The 22452-nt window shown below is 73.7% G+C and carries 25 protein-coding genes; 15 read left to right on the forward strand and 10 right to left on the reverse strand.

Annotation, left to right across the window (positions count from 1 at the left end; genetic code table 11):
• Window positions 1–2 precede the first annotated feature (2 nt).
• The gene (locus tag FB558_RS02145) at window positions 3–440 is read left to right on the forward strand and encodes an SRPBCC family protein (protein WP_142047594.1); all 438 of its coding nucleotides are present in this window, start codon (window positions 3–5) and stop codon (window positions 438–440) included.
• On the opposite strand, the gene FB558_RS02150 is transcribed toward FB558_RS02145, so the two are convergent.
• Window positions 413–2023, reverse strand: a complete 1611-nt coding sequence (locus FB558_RS02150) for a phytoene desaturase family protein (protein ID WP_142047596.1) — start codon at window positions 2021–2023, stop codon at window positions 413–415. The genes FB558_RS02145 and FB558_RS02150 overlap by 28 nt on opposite strands.
• A 92-nt stretch (window positions 2024–2115) precedes the next feature.
• On the opposite strand from FB558_RS02150, the gene FB558_RS02155 reads away from it, so the two are divergent.
• A complete protein-coding gene (locus FB558_RS02155; protein WP_142047598.1) occupies window positions 2116–2532 on the forward strand; it encodes a nuclear transport factor 2 family protein in 417 nt (138 codons plus the stop codon).
• Between the two features lie 10 nt (window positions 2533–2542).
• On the opposite strand, the gene FB558_RS02160 is transcribed toward FB558_RS02155, so the two are convergent.
• Window positions 2543–3022, reverse strand: coding sequence for a 2,4'-dihydroxyacetophenone dioxygenase family protein (locus tag FB558_RS02160; RefSeq protein WP_142047607.1), 480 nt, complete (start codon window positions 3020–3022; stop codon window positions 2543–2545).
• Between the two features lie 108 nt (window positions 3023–3130).
• Here FB558_RS02160 and FB558_RS02165 point away from each other — a divergent pair, with 108 nt between their 5' ends.
• The 7 genes from FB558_RS02165 to FB558_RS02195 are packed head-to-tail and all read left to right on the forward strand — an operon-like array spanning window position 3131 to window position 8820.
• Window positions 3131–4072: a LysR family transcriptional regulator gene (locus FB558_RS02165; protein ID WP_142047609.1), complete on the forward strand. Its 942-nt coding sequence runs from the start codon at window positions 3131–3133 to the stop codon at window positions 4070–4072.
• Window positions 4073–4128: 56 nt separating this feature from the next.
• On the forward strand, window positions 4129–4905 hold the full coding sequence (locus FB558_RS02170) for an SDR family oxidoreductase (RefSeq protein ID WP_246106212.1): 777 nt from the start codon (window positions 4129–4131) through the stop codon (window positions 4903–4905).
• 20 nt (window positions 4906–4925) lie between these two features.
• Window positions 4926–6068, forward strand: coding sequence for an ABC transporter substrate-binding protein (locus tag FB558_RS02175; RefSeq protein ID WP_142047611.1), 1143 nt, complete (start codon window positions 4926–4928; stop codon window positions 6066–6068).
• Window positions 6065–6904 carry an ABC transporter permease gene (locus FB558_RS02180; RefSeq protein ID WP_211365999.1) on the forward strand — a complete coding sequence of 280 codons (840 nt, stop codon included), beginning with the start codon at window positions 6065–6067 and terminating at the stop codon, window positions 6902–6904. The genes FB558_RS02175 and FB558_RS02180 overlap by 4 nt, the downstream gene beginning before the upstream one ends.
• A complete protein-coding gene (locus FB558_RS02185) occupies window positions 6901–7698 on the forward strand; it encodes an ABC transporter permease (RefSeq protein ID WP_142047613.1) in 798 nt (265 codons plus the stop codon). Before FB558_RS02180 ends, FB558_RS02185 begins: the two co-directional genes overlap by 4 nt.
• Window positions 7695–8486, forward strand: a complete 792-nt coding sequence (locus tag FB558_RS02190; protein WP_142047615.1) for an ABC transporter ATP-binding protein — start codon at window positions 7695–7697, stop codon at window positions 8484–8486. Before FB558_RS02185 ends, FB558_RS02190 begins: the two co-directional genes overlap by 4 nt.
• Window positions 8464–8820, forward strand: coding sequence for a hypothetical protein (locus tag FB558_RS02195; protein WP_142047617.1), 357 nt, complete (start codon window positions 8464–8466; stop codon window positions 8818–8820). The genes FB558_RS02190 and FB558_RS02195 overlap by 23 nt, the downstream gene beginning before the upstream one ends.
• Window positions 8821–8824: 4 nt before the next feature.
• Here the strand turns inward: FB558_RS02195 and FB558_RS02200 are convergent, their stop codons facing one another.
• From FB558_RS02200 to FB558_RS02220, 5 genes are all read right to left on the reverse strand, one after another.
• Window positions 8825–9586 carry an amino acid ABC transporter ATP-binding protein gene (locus FB558_RS02200; RefSeq protein WP_142047619.1) on the reverse strand — a complete coding sequence of 254 codons (762 nt, stop codon included), beginning with the start codon at window positions 9584–9586 and terminating at the stop codon, window positions 8825–8827.
• Entirely contained in the window at window positions 9583–10551 is a 969-nt protein-coding gene (locus FB558_RS02205; protein WP_211366002.1) for an amino acid ABC transporter permease, read from the reverse strand. Before FB558_RS02205 ends, FB558_RS02200 begins: the two co-directional genes overlap by 4 nt.
• 2 nt (window positions 10552–10553) lie before the next feature.
• Window positions 10554–11423, reverse strand: a complete 870-nt coding sequence (locus FB558_RS02210) for an ABC transporter substrate-binding protein (protein ID WP_211366005.1) — start codon at window positions 11421–11423, stop codon at window positions 10554–10556.
• Between the two features lie 73 nt (window positions 11424–11496).
• Window positions 11497–12312 carry a deaminated glutathione amidase gene (locus FB558_RS02215; RefSeq protein WP_246106213.1) on the reverse strand — a complete coding sequence of 272 codons (816 nt, stop codon included), beginning with the start codon at window positions 12310–12312 and terminating at the stop codon, window positions 11497–11499.
• Window positions 12300–13286, reverse strand: coding sequence for a substrate-binding domain-containing protein (locus tag FB558_RS02220; protein ID WP_142047621.1), 987 nt, complete (start codon window positions 13284–13286; stop codon window positions 12300–12302). Before FB558_RS02220 ends, FB558_RS02215 begins: the two co-directional genes overlap by 13 nt.
• Window positions 13287–13362: 76 nt before the next feature.
• On the opposite strand from FB558_RS02220, the gene FB558_RS02225 reads away from it, so the two are divergent.
• Window positions 13363–14718 (forward strand): aminotransferase class I/II-fold pyridoxal phosphate-dependent enzyme, encoded by a 1356-nt coding sequence (locus FB558_RS02225; protein ID WP_170231156.1) that lies wholly within the window; start codon window positions 13363–13365, stop codon window positions 14716–14718.
• 30 nt (window positions 14719–14748) lie between these two features.
• Here FB558_RS02225 and FB558_RS02230 read toward each other — a convergent pair whose 3' ends face one another.
• Entirely contained in the window at window positions 14749–15324 is a 576-nt protein-coding gene (locus FB558_RS02230) for a TIGR03086 family metal-binding protein (RefSeq protein ID WP_142047625.1), read from the reverse strand.
• Window positions 15325–15464: 140 nt separating this feature from the next.
• Here FB558_RS02230 and FB558_RS02235 point away from each other — a divergent pair, with 140 nt between their 5' ends.
• The 3 genes from FB558_RS02235 to FB558_RS02245 all read left to right on the forward strand — a co-directional run bounded on the left by FB558_RS02235 (window position 15465) and on the right by FB558_RS02245 (window position 18423).
• Window positions 15465–15824, forward strand: a complete 360-nt coding sequence (locus FB558_RS02235) for a YciI family protein (RefSeq protein ID WP_142047627.1) — start codon at window positions 15465–15467, stop codon at window positions 15822–15824.
• The gene (locus FB558_RS02240; RefSeq protein ID WP_142047629.1) at window positions 15821–17062 is read left to right on the forward strand and encodes an RNA polymerase sigma factor; all 1242 of its coding nucleotides are present in this window, start codon (window positions 15821–15823) and stop codon (window positions 17060–17062) included. Before FB558_RS02235 ends, FB558_RS02240 begins: the two co-directional genes overlap by 4 nt.
• Before the next feature lie 83 nt (window positions 17063–17145).
• A complete protein-coding gene (locus FB558_RS02245) occupies window positions 17146–18423 on the forward strand; it encodes an alkaline phosphatase (RefSeq protein WP_142047631.1) in 1278 nt (425 codons plus the stop codon).
• A gap of 24 nt (window positions 18424–18447) precedes the next feature.
• Here FB558_RS02245 and FB558_RS02250 read toward each other — a convergent pair whose 3' ends face one another.
• Together FB558_RS02250 and FB558_RS02255 are read right to left on the reverse strand one after the other, a co-directional pair.
• Window positions 18448–19461, reverse strand: coding sequence for an NAD(P)-dependent oxidoreductase (locus tag FB558_RS02250; protein ID WP_142047633.1), 1014 nt, complete (start codon window positions 19459–19461; stop codon window positions 18448–18450).
• The gene (locus FB558_RS02255; RefSeq protein ID WP_342787276.1) at window positions 19458–20801 is read right to left on the reverse strand and encodes an MFS transporter; all 1344 of its coding nucleotides are present in this window, start codon (window positions 20799–20801) and stop codon (window positions 19458–19460) included. The genes FB558_RS02250 and FB558_RS02255 overlap by 4 nt, the downstream gene beginning before the upstream one ends.
• A gap of 137 nt (window positions 20802–20938) precedes the next feature.
• Here FB558_RS02255 and FB558_RS02260 point away from each other — a divergent pair, with 137 nt between their 5' ends.
• Both FB558_RS02260 and FB558_RS02265 read left to right on the forward strand, forming a co-directional pair.
• Window positions 20939–21724 (forward strand): HpcH/HpaI aldolase family protein, encoded by a 786-nt coding sequence (locus FB558_RS02260; RefSeq protein WP_142047635.1) that lies wholly within the window; start codon window positions 20939–20941, stop codon window positions 21722–21724.
• Between the two features lie 4 nt (window positions 21725–21728).
• Window positions 21729–22448, forward strand: coding sequence for a FadR/GntR family transcriptional regulator (locus FB558_RS02265; RefSeq protein ID WP_142047637.1), 720 nt, complete (start codon window positions 21729–21731; stop codon window positions 22446–22448).
• Window positions 22449–22452 lie beyond the last annotated feature (4 nt).

Genomic DNA, 22452 nt, shown 5'->3' on the forward strand with positions numbered 1-22452 from the left:
GCGTGGTCACCGTGCGCCGCACCATCGATGCCCCTGCCGACGCCGTCTGGGCCGTCCTCGCCGACGGCTGGCTCTACCCGTCCTGGGTGGTCGGCGCCTCCCGGATGCGCGAGGTCGACCCGGCGTGGCCGGGGGTGGGCGCGAGCCTGCACCACTCCGTCGGCACCTGGCCGATGCTGCTGAACGACACGACCACGGTGCTGGCCAGCGTGCCGAAGCGGGAGCTCGTGCTGCGCGCCCGCGGGTGGCCGTTCGGGGAGGCCGAGATCCGGCTGGTGCTCCAGGAGCGGGCGCAGGGCTGCGAGGTGGAGATGTCCGAGGTGGCCCGCAGCGGCCCGGGCCGCCTGGTGCCCGAGGCCGCGCAGTCGGTCCTGATCCGTCCCCGCAACGTCGAGTCGCTGCGCCGCCTCGCCTACCTGGCCGAGGGCGAGTCCCGGTAGACCAGTTCCAGCGCCGCCGACGTGACGCGGCGCCGGACCGCGCCGAGCGCCCGCTGCTCCCCGAGGGCCGCCCTGGCGGCGAGCCAGCCGCACACGCCGTGCACACCGCCACCGGGGTGGGCCGAGGCGCTGCCCAGGTACAGCCCGCCGACGACGGTCTCGGGGCGCCCGAGGCCCGGCACCGGCCGGAACACGAGCTGCTGGAACAGCTGGGCCGTGCCGCCGTTGACGGCGCCGTGCACGAGGTTGGGGTCCGTGGCCTGCAGGTCGCCCGGCCGCTGGACGTCGCGGTGCAGCACCCGGGCGCCGAAGCCGGGGGCGAACTCCTCGACGGTCGCGTCGACCCGCCGGGCCAGCTCCTCGGCCGCGTCGTCGTCGCTCACCCCCCGCGGCAGGTGGGTGTAGGCCCAGGCGCTCTCCGTGCCCTCCGGGGACCGGCCGGGGTCGGCGGTGGTCATCTGCCCGAACAGCATGAACGGGGTCTGCGGGAGCGCCCGTGACTCGATGTCCGCCGACCAGTGGGTGAGCCCGGCCTCGTCGGCGCCGAGGTGGACGGTGCCGGCTCCGGCCACGCCCGGGTTGCGCCACGGGATGGGCCCGTCCAGCGCCCAGTTGACCTTGACGACGGGGGTGTCCCACTCGAAGCGGTCGAGGTCGGCGCGCAGCCGAGGCGGGAGCGCGTCGGCCGGCAGCAGGTCGCGGTAGAGCATCGGCGCCGCGATGTCGGCGATCACGGCGCGGCGGGCGCGCACCGTCAGGCCGGTGGCGGTGTGCACGGCGACGGCCCGGCCGCCGCGCACGTCGATGCGTTCCACGTGCTCGCCGGTGCGCAGCTCGGCACCCGCTCCCCTGGCCCGGCGGGCGAGGGCGGCGGCGAGCTCCCCCGCCCCGCCGACCGGCACCGGGAAACCGTGCTTCTGTCCCAGCATCGCGAGCAGCCAGCCGAACACGCCGCTCACGGTGGCGTCGGGAGGGGCGTCGGCGTGCACGGCGTTGCCGGCGAGCAGCAGCCGGGCACCCTCACCGGCGAACAGCTCCTCCCCCATCCGGCGGGCCGGCAGCGCGAGGAAGCGGGCCAGCCGCAGCGCGTCGGCCGTGCCGATGCGGCGCAGCAGCGCGGCCGGCCCCCGCACCGGCGGGAACGCCGTGAAGACCGTGCGCAGCACCGCGTCGCCGATCGCGTCCCACTGCGCGCACAGCGCCAGCCAGGCGTCGCCGTCGCGCGGGTGGTTCTCGGCGAGGCCCGCGGCGGTGCGCTCCCGATCGCGGTGCAGGACGGCCGCCTGCGCCCCGTCGGGCCGGATCGGGTGGGCCAGCACGGCGGGGGCGTGCGACCAGCGCAGCCCGCAGCGCTCCAGCTCCAACGACCGCAGCACCGGGGACGCGGCCGAGAGCGGGTAGAACGCGCTGAAGAGGTCCGCGGTGAAGCCGGGGTGCAGCTCGGCGGAGCGCACGGCCCCGCCGAGGACCTCGGCGGACTCCAGCAGGCACACGTCCCAGCCGGCGTCGGCCAGCACGGCGGCCGCCACGAGCCCGTGGTGGCCCCCGCCGATCACGACGGCGTCGGCGGTTCGGATCGTCATGGCGCCACTATCGCCCCCGCCGCGGCACCCGGCACCCGCAGATGACCTCAGGGGTAATGGAGCGGCGCACCGCGGGGCGCGAGGATGGACGCATGAGCACGAGGACGACCATCGACGAGTTCCTGCGCCGGAGCGCGGAGGGCGATCCGGAGCGGATCGCGGCGCTGTACGCCGACGAGGTCGAGTGGATGCTGGACTGGCCCGACGGCGACTACGCGGACACGGTGCCCTGGATCCGGCACCGCTCCACCCGTGCCGGGGTGGCCGAGCACTTCCGGCTGATCGCCGAGCACCACGTCCCGCAGGAGAGCACGACGACGCTGACGGCGGTCCTCGTCGACGGCGGCGACGCGGTGCTGCTCGGCGAGTTCCGCAACACCGCGAAGCCCACGGGCCGCCGCTACACGGCCGCGTTCGCCCTGCACCTGACCGTGACGGACGGGTTGATCACCCGCCACCACGTCTACGAGGACAGCCTCGCCGTGGCCAGGGCGTTCGGCGCGGCGTGAGCCGTGGCGGTCAGAAGAGGATGCCGTCGAGCTTCGGCTCGATCCCCGCTTCCCGGCAGTAGTCGGTGTAGCGCTGGAGCTTCCGCTCGGCCGTCTCGACCCAGGCGAGGTTGCCGTCGGCGTCCATGTACTCGATCGGGCCGTGGATGAAGAACAGCGTCATCATCGGCTCCGACTCGTCCTCGACGTCCGCGACGAGGGTGTGCACGTCGCCGGGCGGCTCGTAGACGTACGCGCCAGGAGAGGCCTGCCAGTCGTGCTCGATGTAGTGCCACCGGCCCTGCAGCACCCAGCCCTCCACCTCGGCGAGGTGGCGGTGGCGGTTGACCACGCCGCTCTTGGCGACCTTGAGGAGGTTGACCCAGCTGCCCTTCTCCAGGTTGATGCGCACCGGCTTGAACCAGACGTTGTCCGAGCCCTGCGGGACCCAGGGCAGATCGGCCGTCTGCACGAGGAAGTCGGCCGCGTGCTCGCTCGCAAGCTCGCTCATGCGCCCCGTTGTACCCCGCTCCGGACGCCGCGTGAACCACGCTTCGCGGATGCCGGCATCCGCCGCGCTGATGGTGCGCGCGTCGGGCGGCGCGCATAGGGTCGCGCGGTGCTGAGAGCGGACCTGCGGTTGGAGTGGCTCGTCTCGTTCCTCGCCGTGGTGGAGACGGGCAGCTTCGTGGCCGCCGCCGAGGTGACGCACCGGTCCCAGCCGCGGATCAGCATGCACGTGGCGGCGCTGGAGCGCGGGGTGGGCCTGCCGCTGTTCAACCGCCGCAAGCGGCCCGTGGAGCTCACCGAGGCGGGCAAGGCGCTGTCCGAGCACGCCCGCACGATCCTGCGCGAGGTCGAGGCCACGGAGACCGCGATGGCGGCGTGGCGCGACGGCGCGCGCGGCGTCGTCACGCTGGGCAGCCACCCCAGCGCCAGCGCCGCGTTCGTCCCCCTCGTGCTGCGGGAGGCCGCGCGGATCAGCCCGGACGTGCGGGTGGTGCTGGTCGAGCGCTCGACCCTGGAGCTGGACGAGGCGCTGGCCGGCGGCGAGGTCGACCTGTGCATCCGGCCGATGACGCCACCGCCCGCGCGCGCGACGGTGCGCCAGCACGTGCTGTGGCGCGAACCGCTCGTCGCCCTGCACCCGCCCGACCACCCGCTCGCGAACCTGCCCGAGCCGCTGCCGGTGGCCGCGGTCGCCGCGCACCCGCTGCTGTCGATCGGGCGCCTCGACGCGCCGGAGACCGGCGAGTTCGAGTCCTACCGCCTGTTCCGCGAGTGCGGGTTCGAGCTGGAACCGGTGCAGGCCACCAACCAGCCGCAGACGTTGGTGTCGCTGGTGCGCCACGGGTTCGGCGTCGGGGTCACCAACTCGCTCGCCGCGCAGGTCACCGACACCAGCGACCTGTGCGTGCGCCGGCTGGAGGGCGCGGCGGGGCGGCGGGTCGCCGTCTACTGGGACTCCACCCGGCTGCTCACCGCGGCAGCCCGCACCCTGCTCCAGCAGATCGTGCAACAGCCCCGGCCGGACGGGACGGAGGATCCGGCTTCCGAATAGCGTTATCCGGAACTCGGCCTTCACCCCCTCCCCGCCCGGCTCCTACCGTCGGTCCCGTGCCGCCCGACGGTCCCGCCCCCGCCTCCCCCTTCGGGCTGAAGGGTCGCCTGGCCATGGTCACCGGCGCAGGCTCGGGGATCGGCCGGGCGATCGCCCTCGGTCTTGCGGCGGCGGGATCGGATCTGCTGCTGCTGTCCGATCGCGACAACCTCGCCCCGGTCGCCGAGGAGGCCACGGCCACGGGCGCCGCGGTCACCACGGAGCTGCTGGACCTGGCCGACCGTCCCGCCCGCCGCGCCGCGGTCGAGCGCCTGCTGGACGCCCACGCCGTCGACGTCCTCGTCAACAACGCCGGCCTGATCCGCCGCGGCCCGTCCGCCGAGTTCGCCGACGAGGACTGGTACGACGTCGTCGAGGTGAACCTGCACGCGGCGTTCGAGCTGTGCCGGGCCGCCGGACGGCGGATGGTCGCCCGCGGGCATGGCAAGATCATCAACGTCGCGTCGCTGCTCAGCTTCCAGGGCGGGCTCGTGGTTCCCTCCTACACGGCCAGCAAGCACGCGATCGTCGGGCTCACCCGCGCACTCGCCAACGAGTGGGCACCGCACGGCGTGAACGTCAACGCGGTCGCGCCCGGCTACGTCACCACCGCCACCACGACGGCCCTGCGCAGCGACCCGACCCGCAGCGACGAGATCCTCGCGCGCATCCCGGCCGGTCGCTGGGCCGAGCCCGCGGACGTCGCCGGGTCCGCGGTCTTCCTCGCCTCCCCCGCAGCCGACTACGTCCACGGGCACGTTCTCGTCGTCGACGGGGGTTGGTTGGCCCGGTAAGCAGATCGGAGGGTTCGACGATGAGCCACCTGAGCAGCCGCCGCCTCGCCGTACTGGCGGGCGGGCCACTCGCGCTCCTGCTCGCCGCCTGCGGCGGTGGTGCGACGATCGACGACGACGTGAGCGGCGGCGAGGCGCCGCAGCTCGTCACGGTCGACGCGGGCTACGTGTCCGCGGTCGACCAGCTCGGCCTCCCGATCGGCCTGGAGACCGGCGCCTTCGAGGAGCAGGGGCTCGACGTGCGGCTGGCGCAGCCGTTCCCCACGGGCGTCGACTCCCTGAACGCCCTGCAGGCGGGCGAGGTCGACTTCATCCAGGTCGGCACCCCGGCGATCGGGGCCGCGCAGCGCGGGCTCGACCTCGTGCTGCTCGGCAACTACTCCGGCTCGGCGAGCCAGCGGGCGATCGACGACACGATGGCGGTCGTCGCGCGGCCCGGCTCCGGCATCAACGGCGAGGACCTCGCGACCCTGCGCGGCAAGCGCATCGCCGTGTCGATCGGCTCCATCAACCACCTGTACCTGATCGGACTGCTGCAGCAGCTGCAGATCCCCGTCGACGAGGTGGAGGTCGTGAACACCGCGCCGCCGGACATGCCGGTCGCCCTGCAGACCAGCGGCATCGACGCCGCGATCGTGTGGGACCCCTGGCCGATCACCATCGCGCAGCAGGTGCAGGGGGCCGAGGAGGTCGTGCGCGGCGGGGGCTACATCCCCTACGTCGGCTACATCGTCGCCATGCGGGAGTTCGTGGAGCAGAACCCGGACGTCGTCACGCGGTTCCTCACCGCGCGCGCCGCGGCCGACCAGTGGATGCGCGAGAACCCCGACGAGGCGGCCGAGGCGGCCACCCGCTGGCTGCCCGGCACCGCACCGGAGGTGGCGAGCGAGGCCATGCAGTACAACGTGGCGCAGCTCGACCCGCGGTTCTCCGCCTGCAACTACGCCGCGCTGGACACGGTGGCGCAGATGCTCGCCGACCAAGGCGTCACCGAGCCCGGGTTCGAGGTGGCCGACAGGTTCGTGCCCGGCCCGATCACCACGGTCGTGGCGGAACGTCCCGAGCTGTTCGACGACCTGCCGGCGATCCCGGAGCCGGCCCGCATCGGCGCCGACTACGCCTACGACCGCGAGGCCGCGCTCGCGGCCTGCCCGGCGACGTGACCGCCACCGCAGCACCGCCCCCGCCGGTGCGGGCGCGGCCCCGCCGCCGGAGGTCACCCCCGCGGTCGTTGCTGCGGTCGGCCCTCTGGTTCCTCGCGCCGTTCGCCGCGCTGCTGGCGGTGTGGGCCGCGGTCGTGGCCGCCACCGGCGTGCCGATGCGCATCTTCCCGCAGGTCACCGACGTGGTGGCGGCACTGGTCGACATGACCGCGAGCGGGGAGCTGTTCGCCCACCTGGGCGCCAGCCTGCGCCGGGTGCTGATCGGCTCGGCGCTGGCGGTCGTCACCGCGCTGCCGTTCGGCGTGGCGCTCGGGGCGAGCCGGCGGCTCTCGGCGTTCTTCGCGCCGCTGCTGCGCTTCTCGGTGGCGCTGGCCGGCATCGCCTGGATCCCGATCGCGACGCTGTGGCTCGGCTACGGCGACGGAGCGGTGATCTTCATCGTGTGGAACGCGATGTTCTTCGCGCTCACCTACAACACGGTGCTGGGCGTGCGGCGCATCCCGCTCCCGCTGCTGCGCGCCGCGCGCAGCATGGGGACCGGCCGGCTGCGGATGTTCTGGGAGGTGCTGCTGCCGGGTGCGCTGCCGAGCGTGGTGACCGGGCTGCGGGTCGGCCTGGGCTACGGCTGGCGCGGCCTGGTGGCCGCGGAGATCATCGCGACCAGCGCGGGCCTCGGCTACGCCCTGTTCCTGGCCCAGAAGACGTTCTCGACGGACGTGATCATCGCGGCGATGGTGATCATCGGGCTGCTCTGGCTCGCGATGGACCGGTTGCTGCTCGCCCCGCTGGAGCGGCGCACGGTGCAGCGCTGGGGCATGACGGCCGGTGTGTCGTGACGGTGCTCGCCCGCAGGTTGACCCGCACCGCGGCGGTCCGCACCCTCGGCCCGTTCGTGCCGGTGGTGGCGTTGTGGTGGCTGCTCGCGGAGCTGGCGGTCTTCCCGCCCGCGTTCTTCGTCGGCCCGGACGTCGTGCTGGCCGAGCTCGGCGGGCTCCTGGAGCGCGGGGTGCTGCCCGGCTACCTGTCCGACTCGCTCACCCGGCTCTGGTACGGCGTGCTGTTCGGGCTGCTGATCGGGCTCCCGCTCGGGTTCCTGGTCGGCATGTCGACGGTCCTGCGCAGGCTGACCTGGCCGCTGCTGCTGTTCTTCCAGGCGATCGCCGACATCGCCTGGCTGCCGATCGTCATCGTCTGGTTCGGGTTCAGCCTCACCGCGGTGACGTTCGTGATCGTCTACACGATCGTCTTCCCGCTCGTGCTCAGCGTCGTGGCCGGCATCGAGCAGGTGCCGCGGGAGCTGGTGCGGGCGGCCCGCAGCCTCGGCGCCGGCCGGTTCCGCGTGTTCGTCGAGGTGATCGTGCCGGGCGCGCTGCCCGCGGTGGCCAGCGGTGTGCGCACGGGGCTCGGCTACGGCTGGCGGGCGCTGGTCGCCGCCGAGATCATCGTCGGGACCAGCGGCATCGGGTTCATGATGTTCGACGCCCGCCGCGTCGGGGAGGTCGCCGAGGTCTTCCTCGGGATGATCGTGCTGGGCATCCTGTGGTACGCGCTCGACGCGCTGTTCCTCGCGCCGTTCGAGCGCGCCACGGTGGAACGCTGGGGACTGGTCCGTCAGGAGGCCGCCGCATGACCGCGCTGCAGATCGAGCACCTGCACAAGACCTACACCGACGCCTACACCGGCGAGGACGTCGTCGCGATCGGCGACGTGTCGTTCGACGTCGCCGAGGGCGAGTTCGTGTCCGTGCTCGGCCCGAGCGGCTGCGGCAAGACCACCGTGCTGAACATCGTCGCGGGCTTCGTCGAGGCGGGCGGCGGCACGGTCAGCGTGGCCGGGAGACCGGTGCAGGGGCCGGGCCCGGACCGGGGCGTGGTGTTCCAGGACCACGCCCTGTTCCCGTGGAAGACGGTGCAGGGCAACGTGACCTTCGGGCTGCGCATGCGCGGCGTCCCGAAGGCCCAGCGGGAGGCGACCGCCGCGGAGTACCTGCAGCTCGTGGGCCTGGCCGGGTTCGAGCACCGCTACCCGCACGAGCTGTCGGGCGGCATGGCGCAGCGGCTCGGCGTCGCACGGGTGCTCGCCAACGAGCCGGCCGTGATGCTCATGGACGAGCCGTTCGCGAGCATCGACGCCCAGACCCGTCGCAAGCTGCAGGAGGACCTCACCCGGATCTTCCAGGCGCGGCGCCCGACCGTCTTCTTCGTCACCCACGACGTGGACGAGGCGGTGTTCCTGTCCGACCGGGTCGTCGTGCTCACCGGACGGCCGAGCCGGGTGCACGAGATCGTCACGGTCGACCTGCCGCGGCCGCGCGACTGGCGCACCACCGGCGAGCTGGACCAGTTCCGCAGCACCCGCAACCGCATCACCGACCTGCTCGCGGGGGACGAGTCGCATGCCGTCGCCGACCCTGCGTAGGGCCGCTCGCGGCGCTGTCCGCAACACGGCGCTGCGTCGCATCGCGGTCGTCGTCCTGCTGGTGCTGCTCTACCAGGGCTGGCTCTCCGTGCAGGCGATCGGCAAGGCCGGTCCCGGTGTGGGCGCCGACCCCGACGAGCGCGGCCGCTTCGCCGTGGACGTGGTGCTCGACTTCCCGCCCGAGCGCTACCACGTCCTGGAGCTGCAGAAGCACGGGCGGATCGCCGGCACCACCGGGAACGTCGTGCACCTGCGCGGAACCTCGCCCGCGGGGGTGGACGCACTGGCGCGGGAGTACTGGATCGAGACGATCACCGTTCCCCAGGAGGGATGACCGGTCAGAGGAAGCGGGCCAGGAAGGCCCTGGTCCGCTCGTGCTGCGGGGCGTCGATCACCTGCTCCGGGCGGCCCTGCTCGACGACGAGCCCGTCGTCCATGAAGACCACGCGGTCGGCGGCCTCCCGGGCGAAACTGATCTCGTGGGTCACCACGACCATCGTCAACCCGCCTTCGGCGAGACCCCGCATGGCCAGGAGCACCTCACCGACCAGTTCGGGGTCGAGGGCCGAGGTCGGCTCGTCGAACAACATCAGCGTGGGTTGCATGGCGAGCGCCCGGGCGATCGCCACCCGCTGCTGCTGCCCGCCGGAGAGCTGTCGCGGGTAGGACTTCTCCCGCCCGGACAGCCCGACCTGCGCGAGGAGGGCGGTGGCCCGCGCCACCGCGTCGGAACGCTTCTCGCCCTTCACACCGACCGGCCCCTCGATCACGTTCTCGAGGGCGGTCATGTGGGGGAAGAGGTTGAACTGCTGGAACACCATGCCGATGGCACGCCGCCGCCGGGCCACCTCCACGGCGGAGAGCTCGTGCAGCCGCTCCCCGCGCACGTCGAAGCCGACGTCGCGGCCGCCGACGAGGATGCGCCCGCCGTCGGGCGACTCGAGCAGGTTGATGCAGCGCAGGAACGTCGACTTGCCGCTGCCGGACGGCCCGAGGATCACCACGGTCTCCCCCGCCTCGACCTCGAGGTCGATGCCGCGCAGCACCTCGTGGGACCCGAAGCTCTTGCGGACACCCGTCGCCTCCAGCACGGTCGTCATCCGGCCGGCCCTCCGCTCACCGTGGTCGGCGCGCCCGCCTTCGGTCGGATGCGCAGGAAGTCCCAGAAGCTCGGCGTCTGGTGCCGGTCGCCCCGGCTGTAGTGCCGTTCGATGAACGACTGCACGACGAACAGGATCGACGTGAGGATCAGGTACCAGACGCAGGCGACGAGCAGCATCGGGATGGTCTCGAACGTCCGGTTGTAGATCGACTGCACGGTGTAGAGCAGGTCGGACAGCGCGATGACGCTCACCAGCGCGGTCGCCTTGACCATGCTGATCACCTGGTTGCCGGTGGGCGGCACGATGAACCGCATCGCCTGGGGCAGCACGATGCGCTTCATGATCCGGTAGTTGGTCATCCCGATCGCCGCCCCGGCCTCCCGCTGCCCCGGATCCACCGAGAGCAGGCCGCCGCGGATGATCTCGGCCATGTAGGCGCCCTCGTTCAGCCCCAGGCCGAGGATCGCCGCCAGCAGCGGCGTGATCAGGCTGTTCGTGGTGAACGTGACGAACGCAGGCCCGAACGGGATGCCGAACGAGATCTCCGGCAACAGCGCGGACAGGTTGTAGAAGAAGATCAGCTGGACGAGCGTCGGCGTGCCGCGGAAGAACCAGATGTACGCGCTCGCGGCGGCTCGCAGCAGCGGGTTGCCGGAGATGCGGCAGACCGCCAGCAGCACGCCGAGCACGATGCCGATCACCATCGCGATCACGGTGAGCATCAGCGTGATGCCCAGCCCGCGCATGATCGACTCAGCGGTGAACCAGCTCGCGACGACCGGCCACCCGAAGTTGTCGTTGGTCACCAGCATGTGCCCGAGCTGGGCGGCCAGCACCGCGACGACCGCCGCCGCGACCCAGCGCCCGGGGTGCTTGCGGCGCGAGGCGTCGCGGATGTCCAGGGCGGGACCCTCCGCGGCCGGCGGCGCAGGCCGCCCGGTGGTCTTCCCGGTCGCGGCCACGATCAAGCCTTGCCCAGGTTGACGCCCGGCGAGTCGAGCATGTTGCCCTCCAGGCCCCACTTGGTCATGATCGCCTCGTAGGTGCCGTTGTCGTGCAGGCGCTGGATGGCCTCGAGCAGCACGTCGGCGAGCGGCGAGTCCTTCGGCACGACCGCGCCCTGGAACAGGTCGTCGAACCCGTTGGCCTTGCCCTGCCCGGCCAGCTCGAGCTCGCCGCCGGACTGCTGCACGAAGTAGGTCAGGGGCGCCTGCGAGGAGAAGAACGCGTCGGCGCGGTGGGACTGCACGGCCAGGATCGAGGACGGCTGGTCCTTGTAGGACTGCACGTCGATGGCCGGCTGTCCCTCGGCCGCGCACTTCTCGGCTTGCTCCTTGATGACCCGCTCCGCCGAGCCGGCCGCCTGCACGGCGATGCGGGTGCCGCAGGTGGTCTCCAGCCCGTCGATCCCCTTCGGGTTGCCCTTCTGCACCGCGAAGACGACGTACTCCTGGACCCAGTCGACGAACGTGGCCTGCTCCTGGCGCTCCGGGAAGTCACCGACCGGGCCCATGTCGAGGTCGTAGCGCCCGGCCTGCATGCCGGACAGCACGCTGGCGAGGCCGTCGATCGTCTCGTGCCGGATCTCGACGCCGAGGATCTGCCCGACCGCGTCCGACAGCTCGGCCGTCGCGCCCTGCATGGGGGTGCCCTCCGCGCCGACGATCGTGTAGGGCGGGAACGAGCCGGTGTTGACCGCGACGATGGTGCCGGCCTGCCGGATCTGCTCCGGCAGCCGGCGTGCAGGGCCTGGTTGAGCTGTTGCGCGGCGACCGGGGCCGCCGCGGGCGACGCCCCGCCGGCCGGGGTCTGCGGGACCGGGTCGGCGGTGCACGCGCTCAGCACGACGGCCGAGGCGGCGAGCACGCCGAGGACGCAGGTACGGGGGAGTCGCACTCCTGCTCCTTTCACGGGACGAGCAGCGGTCGGGGGGTGGCGTCGACCGTGAACCGCCGGTTCTGCAGGACCGGCAGCCGGCGGCGCGCGGCGTCGAGCCGCTCGCGGGTGACGTGGGCGGTGATCGTGGCCGGGTCCTCACCGGCCTGCGCGATCGGCACGCCGAGCGGGTCGACGACCAGGCTCTGGCCGATGTTGCGCGCACCGCACTCGCCGCTGGCCACGACGTAGGCGGTGTTGTCCAGCGCCCGCGCGGTGACGAGGGTGCGCCAGTGGTGTTCCTTCAGCGGCCCGCGCACCCACGCGGCGGGCAGGACCAGCACATCGGCCCCTGCGGTGGCCAGGAGCCGCGCGAGCTCGGGGAAGCGCACGTCGTAGCACGTCATGAGGCCGACGGCGAACCCGCGGACGTCGACGAGCGGCGGCACCACGTCGGCGGCGGTGACGTTGTCCGACTCCGCCATGCTGAACGCGTCGTAGAGGTGCAGCTTGCGGTAGACCTGCACGACCGCGCCGTCGCGAAGGACGACGAGCGTGTTGTAGGGCTTGTCCCCGGTCGACGGCTCGTGGATGCCGACGACCACGGTCACGCCGAGACCGGTCGTCACGTCCGCGAGACCGGTGACGAAGGGTCCGTCGACCGGTTGGGCGTGCTCGCGGATGCGCTCGCGGTCCTCGACGAACCGGGCGAGCACCCCTTCGGGGAGCACCAGCAGGTCGACGCCGTCGGCCTCGGCGGCGCGCACGATGCCGGCGCACGTCTCCAGGTTCGCGCGCCAGTCCCCGCTCGCGGCGAACTGGCCGGCGGCGACCTTCAGGCTGTCCATGCGGCGTCCTCCACGACGTCGTACTGCGGGGCGGGGTCGGGCCGGAACGGGAACAGGTCGGTGTCGGGCACCGGCGCCGCGAGGAGGCGCTGCGCGACGAGCTCCTCCTGGAACGCGGCGATCATCCGGCGGTTCGGCGACCACCCGTAGGGCATCCAGTCGGAGCCGAAGACGCGGGTCGTGGCGGCGACCTCCTCGTTGAGCCACGGGCTGACGTCCACGAGCTTCGTGCGCCGCGCCGCGCTGACCCGCTTGGCGGCCTCGAACAGGTCCACCAGTTCCTGTGCGAGACCGGGCTCGCGCGCGAGGACGTCGGCGCGGACGCCGAGCAGGTGGATCCCGGGGACGAAGCCGTGGGTGTCGAACCAGCGCTGCTCGGCGCTCCGCGGGGCGCGGAACAGCGTGCGCAGCGGCGAGCCCGTCCGGTGGAAGCCGGGCGGCATGAACGGCGTCATGACGGCGTCGAGCTCGCCGGTCTCCAACAGGTCGACGAGCGCCGCGCCGCCGTCGGTCGGGCGGACGTTCGGGCCGACGCGCACGCCGCCGATCCGGTCGAACGCCGGGTGCGCGGCGGTCAGCGGGCCCACCCGCCACTGGGCGTCGTCCACTCCGACGCCGGCTTCGCGCAGCACGGCGCGGGTCCAGGTGTTGCCGCTGTCCGGCCAGCCGGTGAGCCCGATGCGTGCCCCCACGAGGTCTTCCGGGCGCTCGGCGGCCGAGTCCCGCCGCACGAGGATGCAGCGGTGCCGGAAGCCGCGCATGAGGAACACCGGCAGCCCGACGACCCGGTTGTCACCGTCGGCGCGAGCGCGGACGTAACGGCTGAACGAGGTCTCGGCGGCGGCGTACCCCGGCTCGCTCCAGAGGTCCGGCGTGGTGTCCAGCCGGGACAACCGCACGCCGGGGGCCGAGACGTCTCCCAGCGCGATCGGGACGACGTGGTCCCAGTGCCGGGTGCCGAGGTGCAGGTCCACGTCCGGCACCATATGTTCAGCCAGAGTTGCTGGACAATACTTGTGAATGTTCCTGGACAAAAGGAGGGACACTCGGATGAGCGGTGCCACGCCCGACGGCGTCCCGACGATCTCCGCGGCGTGGCTCGCCGAGCAGATCGCCGAACCGACGGCGGCCGGGATCGCCGCCGCCATCGCGCGACTGGTCCGCGCGGGCGCACTGGTGCCGCAGACGCGGCTGCCCACGGTGCGCGCCCTGGCGCCGCGGCTGGGCGTCAGTCCGGCCACCGTCTCCGCCGCGTGGACCGCGCTGCGCAAGCAGCAGATCCTCGCCGGCGGTGGGCGGCAGGGCATCCGCGTGCAGGGCGGGCTCGCGGTCTCCCGGCCCTCCCGCTACGAGAACATCGCGCACCTCTGGCCGGAGCGGACCGTGAACCTCTCTCGCGCGGTGCCCGACCCCGCCCTGCTGCCGGACCTGCGGCCCGCGTTCGAGCACGCCGTCGGCGATCCGGACCTCAACTCGTACGAGGTCATGCCGATGAGCGGCCCCCTCGGCACGGCGATCGCAGGGTCCTGGCCGTTCCCCACGCAGCACCGGATGGCCGTGAACGGCGGCTACGAGGGGCTGCTCATGCTGCTGCGCACCAGCGTGGTGCCCGGGGAGTACGTCGCGGTCGAGGACCCGGCGACCCCGCGGCTGCTCGACATCCTCGACAACGTCGGGGCCCGCGTGGTGCCGGTGTCGCTCGACGCCTCCGGACCGGTGCCCGCCTCGTTGGCCGAGGCGGTGCGCGCGCAGCCCGTCGCGTTCGTCTACGAACCCCGCAGCAGCTCCTTCCTGTCCTCCACGACCACCGCGGAGCGTCGTGATCAGATCGCCGCGATCCTGGAGGGCACCGGGATCCTGGTCGTCGAGGACGACGGGCTCGGCGAGCTCGCCGCGCAGCCCTACCACGGCTTGGGGGAACTGCTCCCCCACCAGACCGTCCTGGTGCGCACCTACTCGAAGTCGCACGGCCCGGACCTGCGGCTGGCCGTCATGGCTGGAGCGGGCGAGGCCATCGAGCGCGTCCGGGTACACCGCCAGTTCGGCGCGGGCTGGACCAGTCGCGTCCTGCAGAACGCCCTGGCCTGGCTCCTCACCGACGCATCGTCGCGCGCGTCCGTGGACCACGCGCGGGAGGTCTACCGGAGCAGGCGGGACGCGATGCTCGGGCTGCTCGCCGAGCGCGGTGTCCCGGCGCGCGGCCCGGACGGCCTCGCCGTCTGGGTCCCGGTGCGCAGCGAGCAGGAGGCGAAACTGGTGCTCGCGTCGCACGGGATCGCGGTCGCGACCTCCGCGGAGAGCCGGACCCGCCCGGGCGACCCCGCGATCCGCGTCTCGACCGGCATCGCGGTGCCGGACCCGGAGGCGGTGGCCGACGCGCTCGCCCTGGCGGTCCGCGCCCGCTGAGCGCCCGGCCATCGCCGCGGGGGCGAGCTCTCAGGCGGCGCGACCGAGGTAGGCGAGGAAGCGGGTCTGCTCGTCCGCGCCCTCCGGCGGCGTCAGTTCCGGTCCGATCCCGCCGGGCACGCGCATGTCGAAGGTGCGCGACCACGCGAAGCAGCCCGGCACGAGGTCCGGGTCGAGACGCACGTCGAGGCCCGCTGGTGCTCCGATGTCCCAGGTGTGGGCGAGGAAGTCGGTCACCAGCGCGGTCACGAACGACTCCAGCGGCACCTCGCCGAAGGCTCGGAGGCTCACGGTCCGGGCGAGCGCGTCCGGCGTCAGTGTCGGGAGGCTGGCGGCGCGGGCGGCCCGCCAGGTGCCGAGCGGGTCGGCGCCGATGAGGGTGCCCGGGTGGGGTGCGCCGGGGGCGCCCTCGTCGGAGGTGAAGGGGCGGCCGGTGGCCAGGTGGCGGACCAGGTCCTGGCCCCAGACGACGTGGCCCAGCACGTCGCGGGCGGTCCAGCCGGCGCAGGCCGACGGGTCGTCCCAGCGGCCGGCCGGCAGGGCGGCGACGACGTGGTCGAAGCCGTCCTGGGCGCGGACGTAGCGGTCGATGGTGGTCTCGGGCATTTCTTCTCCCTGTCTCGGGTCAACACCTCCGAGGACGAACGGTCGCCGACCGACTCGACACCGGAGCCGGTCGATCTCGCTCGGCCCCGTTCGTCCTCGGGTTGGGGCTACCGTCTGATAGCTGCGGGGAGGAGCGGGAGATGCGCTACATGCTGCTGGTCTACGGGTGCGAGCGAGCGGACGCCGGAACGCCGGAGCGGGCCGCGAAGGTCGCGGCGGTGCGGGCGTTCACGCGGCGCTGCGCCGAGGACGGCGTGCTGCGCGGCTACGACCCGCTGCACACCACCGACTCGGCCACCACCGTCCGCGTGCGCGACGGCGACGCGCTGGTGACCGACGGCCCGTTCGCCGAGACCGCCGAGCAGCTCGGGGGGTACTTCATCCTCGACTGCGCCGACCTGGACGAGGCGCTCGCCTACGCCACGATGTGCCCGCTGGCGGCGGAGGGGGCGGTGGAGGTCCGCCCGATCCTGCAGGTGTCGATGGAGCCCGCGGGGTGACACCGGCGGCGGTACTGGAGCGGGTCTTCCGCGCCGAGCGGACGCGGGTGCTCGCGGCGCTGGTCCGCGGGCTCGGGGACGTCGAGCTCGCCGAGGAGGCCCTGTCCGAAGCGTGTGCCGCGGCGCTGCGCACCTGGGGCGCGGACGGTGTTCCGCGCGATCCCGCGGCCTGGCTGGTGACCGTCGGCCGCCGCGCCGCGCTGGACCGCATCCGTCGCACCCGCGTGGGCGAGGCCAAGTACGCGCAGCTCGCGCGGGAGGAGCGGAGCGTGGACGGGATGCCGGACGAGCTGCCGGACGGCCTGGCCCGCGTGGGCGACGACCGGCTGAGCCTGCTGTTCACCTGCTGCCACCCGGCGCTGGCCCTCGAGGCGCGGGTCGCGCTCACGCTGCAGGTGGTCGGCGGGCTCACCGCGGCGCAGATCGCGCGGGCGTTCCTCGTCGCGGAGGCGACCATGGCGCAGCGGCTGGTACGGGCCAAGCGCAAGATCCGCGACGCGCGGATCCGCTTCGCCGTCCCGGACGAGGCCGCGCTGCCCGACCGCCTCGCCGGGGTGCTCGCCGTCGTCTACCTGGTCTTCACCGAGGGGTACCTCGCCACGGCCGGTGACCGGCTGGTCCGCCCCGACCTCACCGCGGAGGCGCTGCGGCTGGGCAAGCTCGTGGCCACGTTGATGCCCGACGAGGTCGAACCGCTCGGCCTCGTGGCGCTGATGCTGCTGCAGGACTCCCGCCGCGACGCCCGCACGGGGCCCGACGGGGAGCTGGTGCTGCTCGAGGAGCAGGACCGCACCCGCTGGGACCGCGCGCAGATCGCCGAGGGCCTCGCCCTGGTGGAGCGGGCCCTGCGGCGGGGCCGGCCGGGGCCCTACCAGCTGCAGGCGGCCATCGCGGCGGTGCACGCGGGCGCGGCCGATGCCGCGACGACGGACTGGCCCCAGATCGTCGCCCTCTACGACGAGCTGGCCCGCCACCGGCCCGGCCCGGTCGTGGCGCTCAACCGCGCGGTGGCCGTCGCGATGGCGGACGGCCCGCAGCGCGGGCTGGACCTGGTCGAGGAGATCAGCGGGCTGGAGCGGTACCGGCTGTTCCACGCCGCGCGCGGCGACCTCCTGCGGCGGCTGGGACGGGCCCCCGAGGCCGTGGCGGCCTACCGCCGAGCCCGCGAGCTGGCCACCAACCCCGCCGAACAGCGGTTCCTCGACGGCCGCCTGCACGCGCTCGGGAGCAGGTGCTGAACCCGCGGGCCGGGGCGCCGCGTCCCACCGCCGCGGACTACTAGGCTGCCCGGGTCCCCCGACTGCCGGAGGTTGGATCGCGCGTGGCTCCACCGTCCGCCCGCACCCGCGCCACCAGGGCGCTCGCACTGGCCGTCGCGGTGGTGCTGCCCGCCGCGTGCAGCACGGCCCCGAGCGGGGCACCGGAGGCGGGGGCACGCGAGGAGGTGGCGCGCAACGTCATCCTCCTGCTCGGGGACGGCCTCGGTCAGCCGCAGCGCGAGTTCCTCCGCATGGCCGTCGCCGGGCCCAATGGCGAGCTCGCGATGGACCGCCTCGACGTCACCGGGTCGGTCGACACCTCCCCCGCGGCCGACGACCAGGTCACCGACTCGGCGGCCGCCGCCACCGCGTTCGCCACCGGCGTGCGGACCACCAACGGGGCGGTCGGCGTGGACGTCGACGGCGAGCCGCTGACGACCGCGCTGGAGCTGGCCCGCGACGCCGGGAAGGCGACCGGGCTGGTCACCACCTCGCAGGTCACGGACGCCAGCCCGGCGGCGTTCGCCGCGCACGTCGGCGACCGCGACCTGCAGAGCGAGATCGCCGAGCAGTACCTGGAGGACGCCCGGGTGGACGTCGTCCTCGGCGGAGGGCGGGACCACTGGCTCCCGGAGGGGTCGCAGCGCGGCGCAGAGGACGACGAGCGGGACGACGAGGACGGCGCTGACGAGGACGGCACCGACGAGGACGGCCGGTCGCGCGGCGACCTGATCGCGCGGGCCACGCAGCTGGGCTACACGCACGTCTCCGACGCCGCAGGACTCGCGGCCGCGGACGACGAGCGGCTGCTGGGTCTCTTCGCCGACCAGGAGATGTTCGAGAAGGGCGGCGAGGGCGAGGGACGGTACGCGCCCGCGGTCCCGCTGGCCGACATGACGCAGGCCGCGCTGCGCGCGCTCGAGCGCCGCGAGGCCGGGTTCTTCCTCCTCGTCGAGGAGGAGGGCATCGACGAGATGGCCCACCACAACAACGCCGCGCAGGTGCTGGAGGCGGGACGGGCGCTGGAGGGCGCCGTCGAGACCGCCCTGCAGTTCCAGGCGGGGCACCCGGACACGTTGGTCGTGGTCGCCGGTGACCACGAGACCGGGGGCATGGAGGTCACCGCCACCGCCCCCGGAGCCCCGCCGGCGGGCGAGGACGGCCCGTTCCCGGCCGCGGACTCGGACCGGCAGCTGTGGGTCGACTGGTCGACCGCCGACCACACGGACGCGCCCACCCCGATCACGGCGGGCGGGCCGGGCGCGGAGGCGTTCGAGGGCGAGATCCAGAACACCCAGGTGTTCACCGGAGTGATGGAGTCGATGAGCCTCGCCAACTGAGTGCGGGCACGGTTCGGGGACGCGCTAGCGCAGGTGGGCCAGCGCCGGGTGTGCGAACGCCTCGGGGTCCACCACGTGCTGCGGCCGCCGTCCGTCCCGCACGTCGAGCACCGACCGGATCGCGGCCGTGCCGCTCGCGAGCGCGAGCTCGTCGGTCCAGCAGGTGGCGTGCGGGCTGAACAGGGTGTTCGGAGCGGAGAGGATCGGGTCGTCCGGGGTGGGCGGTTCCTCCCGGAAGACGTCGAGCGCGGCGCCGGCGATGCGGCCCGCGGTCAGCGCGGCGGCGAGCGCGTCCTGGTCGACGATCGGCCCGCGCGCGACGTTGACGAGGAACGCCGAGGGCTTCATGCGGGCCAGTGCCGCCGCGTCGACGAGGTTGCGGGTGCCCTCGGTGAGCGCCGCGGTGACGAGCACGACGTCTGCCCCGGCGAGCACCGCGTGCAGGTCGCCGAGCTCGACGCCCGCGGCCGCTGCGGCCGCGGTGTCGGCGTACGGGTCGTGGGCGGTCTGGCGCATCCCGAGCGGCGCGAGCATCGTGCTGACGGTCCGGCCGATGTTGCCCCACCCGACGAAGCCGACGGTGCGCCCGGTGAGCCCGGTGCCCATGTGGTCGAGCCGGTCCTGCCAGCGGTGCTCGCGCACCAGGCGGTCCTTGTCCAGCAGGCGGTGGGAGATCCCGAGCACCAGCGCCAGCGCCGCCTGCGCCACGGGGCGGGCGACGGCGTCGCGGGTGATCGTGAGCAGCGTGCCGTTCGCGGTGAGCGCGGCGACGTCGACGTTGTCGTAGCCCACGCCGAAGCGGGCCACGATGCGCAACCGGTCGGCCTGCTCCAGCGAGCGGGCGGACACCCGGGGCAGCAGACCGATCAGCGCGTCCAGGCCGGCGAGCTGCCCGGGCGGCACCTCCCCCGCCGTGACGTCGAGGAACCGGTGCTCCACACCCGGGTCGTCCGCGAGCAGCGACAGCCCGATGTCACCCCAGCCGATCCGCCCGTCCGGGGTCAGGAAATCGCCGGTCAGCCCGACCTGGAAGGTCATCGGCTCGTCCTCTCGGTCGTGACGGCATCGGTGCGGGCGGCCCGGCTGACCCGCACCATGAGCAGCGCCGACAGCAGCATCAGCGCGCCCACCCCGAACATCGGGACGTGGTAGGAGCCGGTGAGGTCGGCGAGGGCCCCGGTGACGTAGGGGGCGGCGAAGCCCGCGGTGTTGCCCACCGTGTTGATCAGCGCGATGCCGGCGGCCGCGGCGGCCCCGTGCAGGAAGCGCGGCGGGAACGTCCAGAAGTTCGGCATGCCGGCGAAGATCGCGCACGCCGTCACGGTGATCACGGCGATCGTCGCCGCGGGGGATCCGGCGTAGAGGGCCAGCGGGATGCTCACCCCGCCCACGACGGCCGGCAGCGCGACGTGCCAGGTCCGTACCCCGCGCCGGGTGGCGTCGCGGCACCACAGGTAGAGCACGACGGCGGCCGGCAGGTACGGCACGGCGGTGACGAGGCTGGTCTCCCACACCCCGAACTCCTGGCCTGCCCCCGCCTCGAACCCGGCGATGATCGTGGGCAGGAAGAACGCCAGCGCGTAGAGCCCGTAGATGAACCCGAACGCCACGAACGCGAGGCACCAGACGCGACCGTCGACGAGCGCGTGACGCACGGAGCCGGAGTGGCGCGCCTTCCCGGCCGTCTCGGCGGCCTCCCGCTCCAGGGCCGCGGTGAGCCATGCCTTCTCGCGCGCGTCGAGCCAGCGGGCGTCGGCGGGCCGGTCGGGGAGGTAGAACCAGGCGACGACGCCGACCACGACCGCGGGCAGCGCGACGCCGAGGAACATGAAGCGCCACCCCTCCAGCCCGAACAGCCCGTCCCCGCCCGCGATGAGGGCGCCCGCGAGCGGGGCACCGATCACCGTGGTGAGCGGCTGGGCGAGGTAGAACAATGCCAGCACGCGGCTGCGGTGCCGGGCGGGCACCCACTGGGTGAGGAAGAGGATCGCGCCGGGGAAGAAGCCGGCCTCGGCCACGCCGAGCAGGAAGCGGAGGACGTAGAGGCTCTCGGCGTTGCCCACCCAGGTGAACAGGGCCGCGACGACACCCCAGGACACCATGATCCGCGCGAGCCAGCGCCGCGCCCCGAAGCGGTGCAGGGCGAGGTTGCTCGGCACCTCCAACAGGATGTAGCCGATGAAGAAGACGCCGGAGGCGAACCCGAACTGCGCCGCGGAGAGCGCCAGGTCGGCGTTCATGCCGTTCGGCCCGGCGAACGCGATCGCCGTCCGGTCCAGGTAGTTGATGAAGAACATCAGGGCGACGAACGGCACGAGCCGCACGGCGACCTTGCGGATGGCGGACGCCTCGACGGGGTCGGGATCGACGGGTGTCACGGAGGACCTCCCTCTGGCGGCGACGGTGCCGGCCCGGCGACCGTAACCACGCCCCCAGAAATTGGTCAACCGGTTGACATGCAGGGCGCCGACTTGTTGCCTGACGGGAGTCACACCGGCGAGAGGAAGGTGGAGCCGTGACCCTCCCCGTGATCGAGAAGGCGCGCGCGGGCGACCTCGTGCTCGGCACGTTCGTGTTCGAGTTCGCCACCCACGGGATCGGGCGCCTCGCGGCGCACGCGGGGGCCGAGTTCGTGCTGTTCGACGCCGAGCACACCGGCTGGGGGTGGGAGACCCTCGGCGGGCTCGTGGCCACCACCCGCCCCACCGGCGCGCCGGCCTGGATCCGGATCCCGTCGGCCTTCGACCGCACGACGGTGAGCCGGGCCCTCGACGTCGGGGCGAGCGGGATCATGGCGCCGATGGTCGGCTCCGCCGAGGTGGCCGCGCAGCTGGTGGACTGGGCCACGTACCCGCCCGACGGCAGCCGCGGCGCCGCCTTCGGCGTGGCCCACGACGACTACCGCGCAGGCGACAACGTCGCCACCATGCGCCGGGCCAACAGCGACAACGTCGTGATCTGCCAGATCGAGACGGTGGCGGGCCTGGAGGCCGTCGAGGAGATCGCCGCGGTGCCCGGAGTGGACGTCGTCTGGGTCGGGCACTTCGACCTCACCAACTCCATGGGCATCCCCGGGCAGTTCGACCACCCGGACTACCTCGCCGCGCTCGACCGGGTCGCGAAGGCCGCGGCGGACACGGGCACGATCGCCGGCTTCATGCCCACGTCCGTCGAGCAGGCCACCGACCTGGTCGCTCGGGGCTACTCGCTGCTGGCCTACAACGGCGACCTGTGGCTCTACCAGCAGGCGCTCGCGGCCGGGATCACGGCGATCCGCTCGGCCACCTCGTCCGGGAGCTGACGCGATGGCAGCGCCGGGCGCCGGGGTGGCGCCGATCCGGCGCGACAGCCCGGTGAGCCAGGTGGCGCGCCGGCTGCTCGACGAGCTCACCGGCGGCGAGCAGCGGCCAGGCACGCGGCTGCCCTCGGAGCGGCGCCTCGCGGAGACCCTCGGGGTCGGCCGGTCGGCCATCCGCGAGGCGATCGCGGTGCTCGAGGTGCTCGGGATCGTCGAGGTCCGCGTGGGCTCGGGCACCTATGTGCGCGGCACCGTCTCCGACCTGCTGCCGCAGGCGATCGACTGGGGCCTGATGCTGGGCGAGCGCCACACCCGCGACCTCGTCGAGGCCCGCCGCCACCTCGAGGCCGTGACGGCCCGCCTGGCCGCGCAGCGCGCCACCGACGACGACGTGGCCCGGCTGCGCGCGCGGCTGGACCGGATGCGCGAGACGGCGCAGGCGGTCGCGGAGTTCACCGAGGCCGACGTCGAGTTCCACCTCGAGGTCGCGCGGATCGCGGGCAACACGGTGCTGCGCGACATCCTGCACAGCGTGCGCGCCCTGCTGCGGGTGTGGATCCAGCGGGCGGTCGGCGCCGACGGCGACACCGCGGCCACCCTGGCCGAGCACGACGCGGTGTTCCGAGCGGTGGAGCGGAAGGACCCGCAGGCCGCGGCCGCAGCCATGGAGGAGCACATGGAACGGGCGAGCGCCCGCCTGGAGCGCTCGCTGTCCACCACCCCCTGATCGT

This window comes from Pseudonocardia kunmingensis (genome assembly GCF_006716445.1).
In the GTDB taxonomy this organism is placed as follows: Bacteria; Actinomycetota; Actinomycetes; order Mycobacteriales; family Pseudonocardiaceae; genus Pseudonocardia; species Pseudonocardia kunmingensis.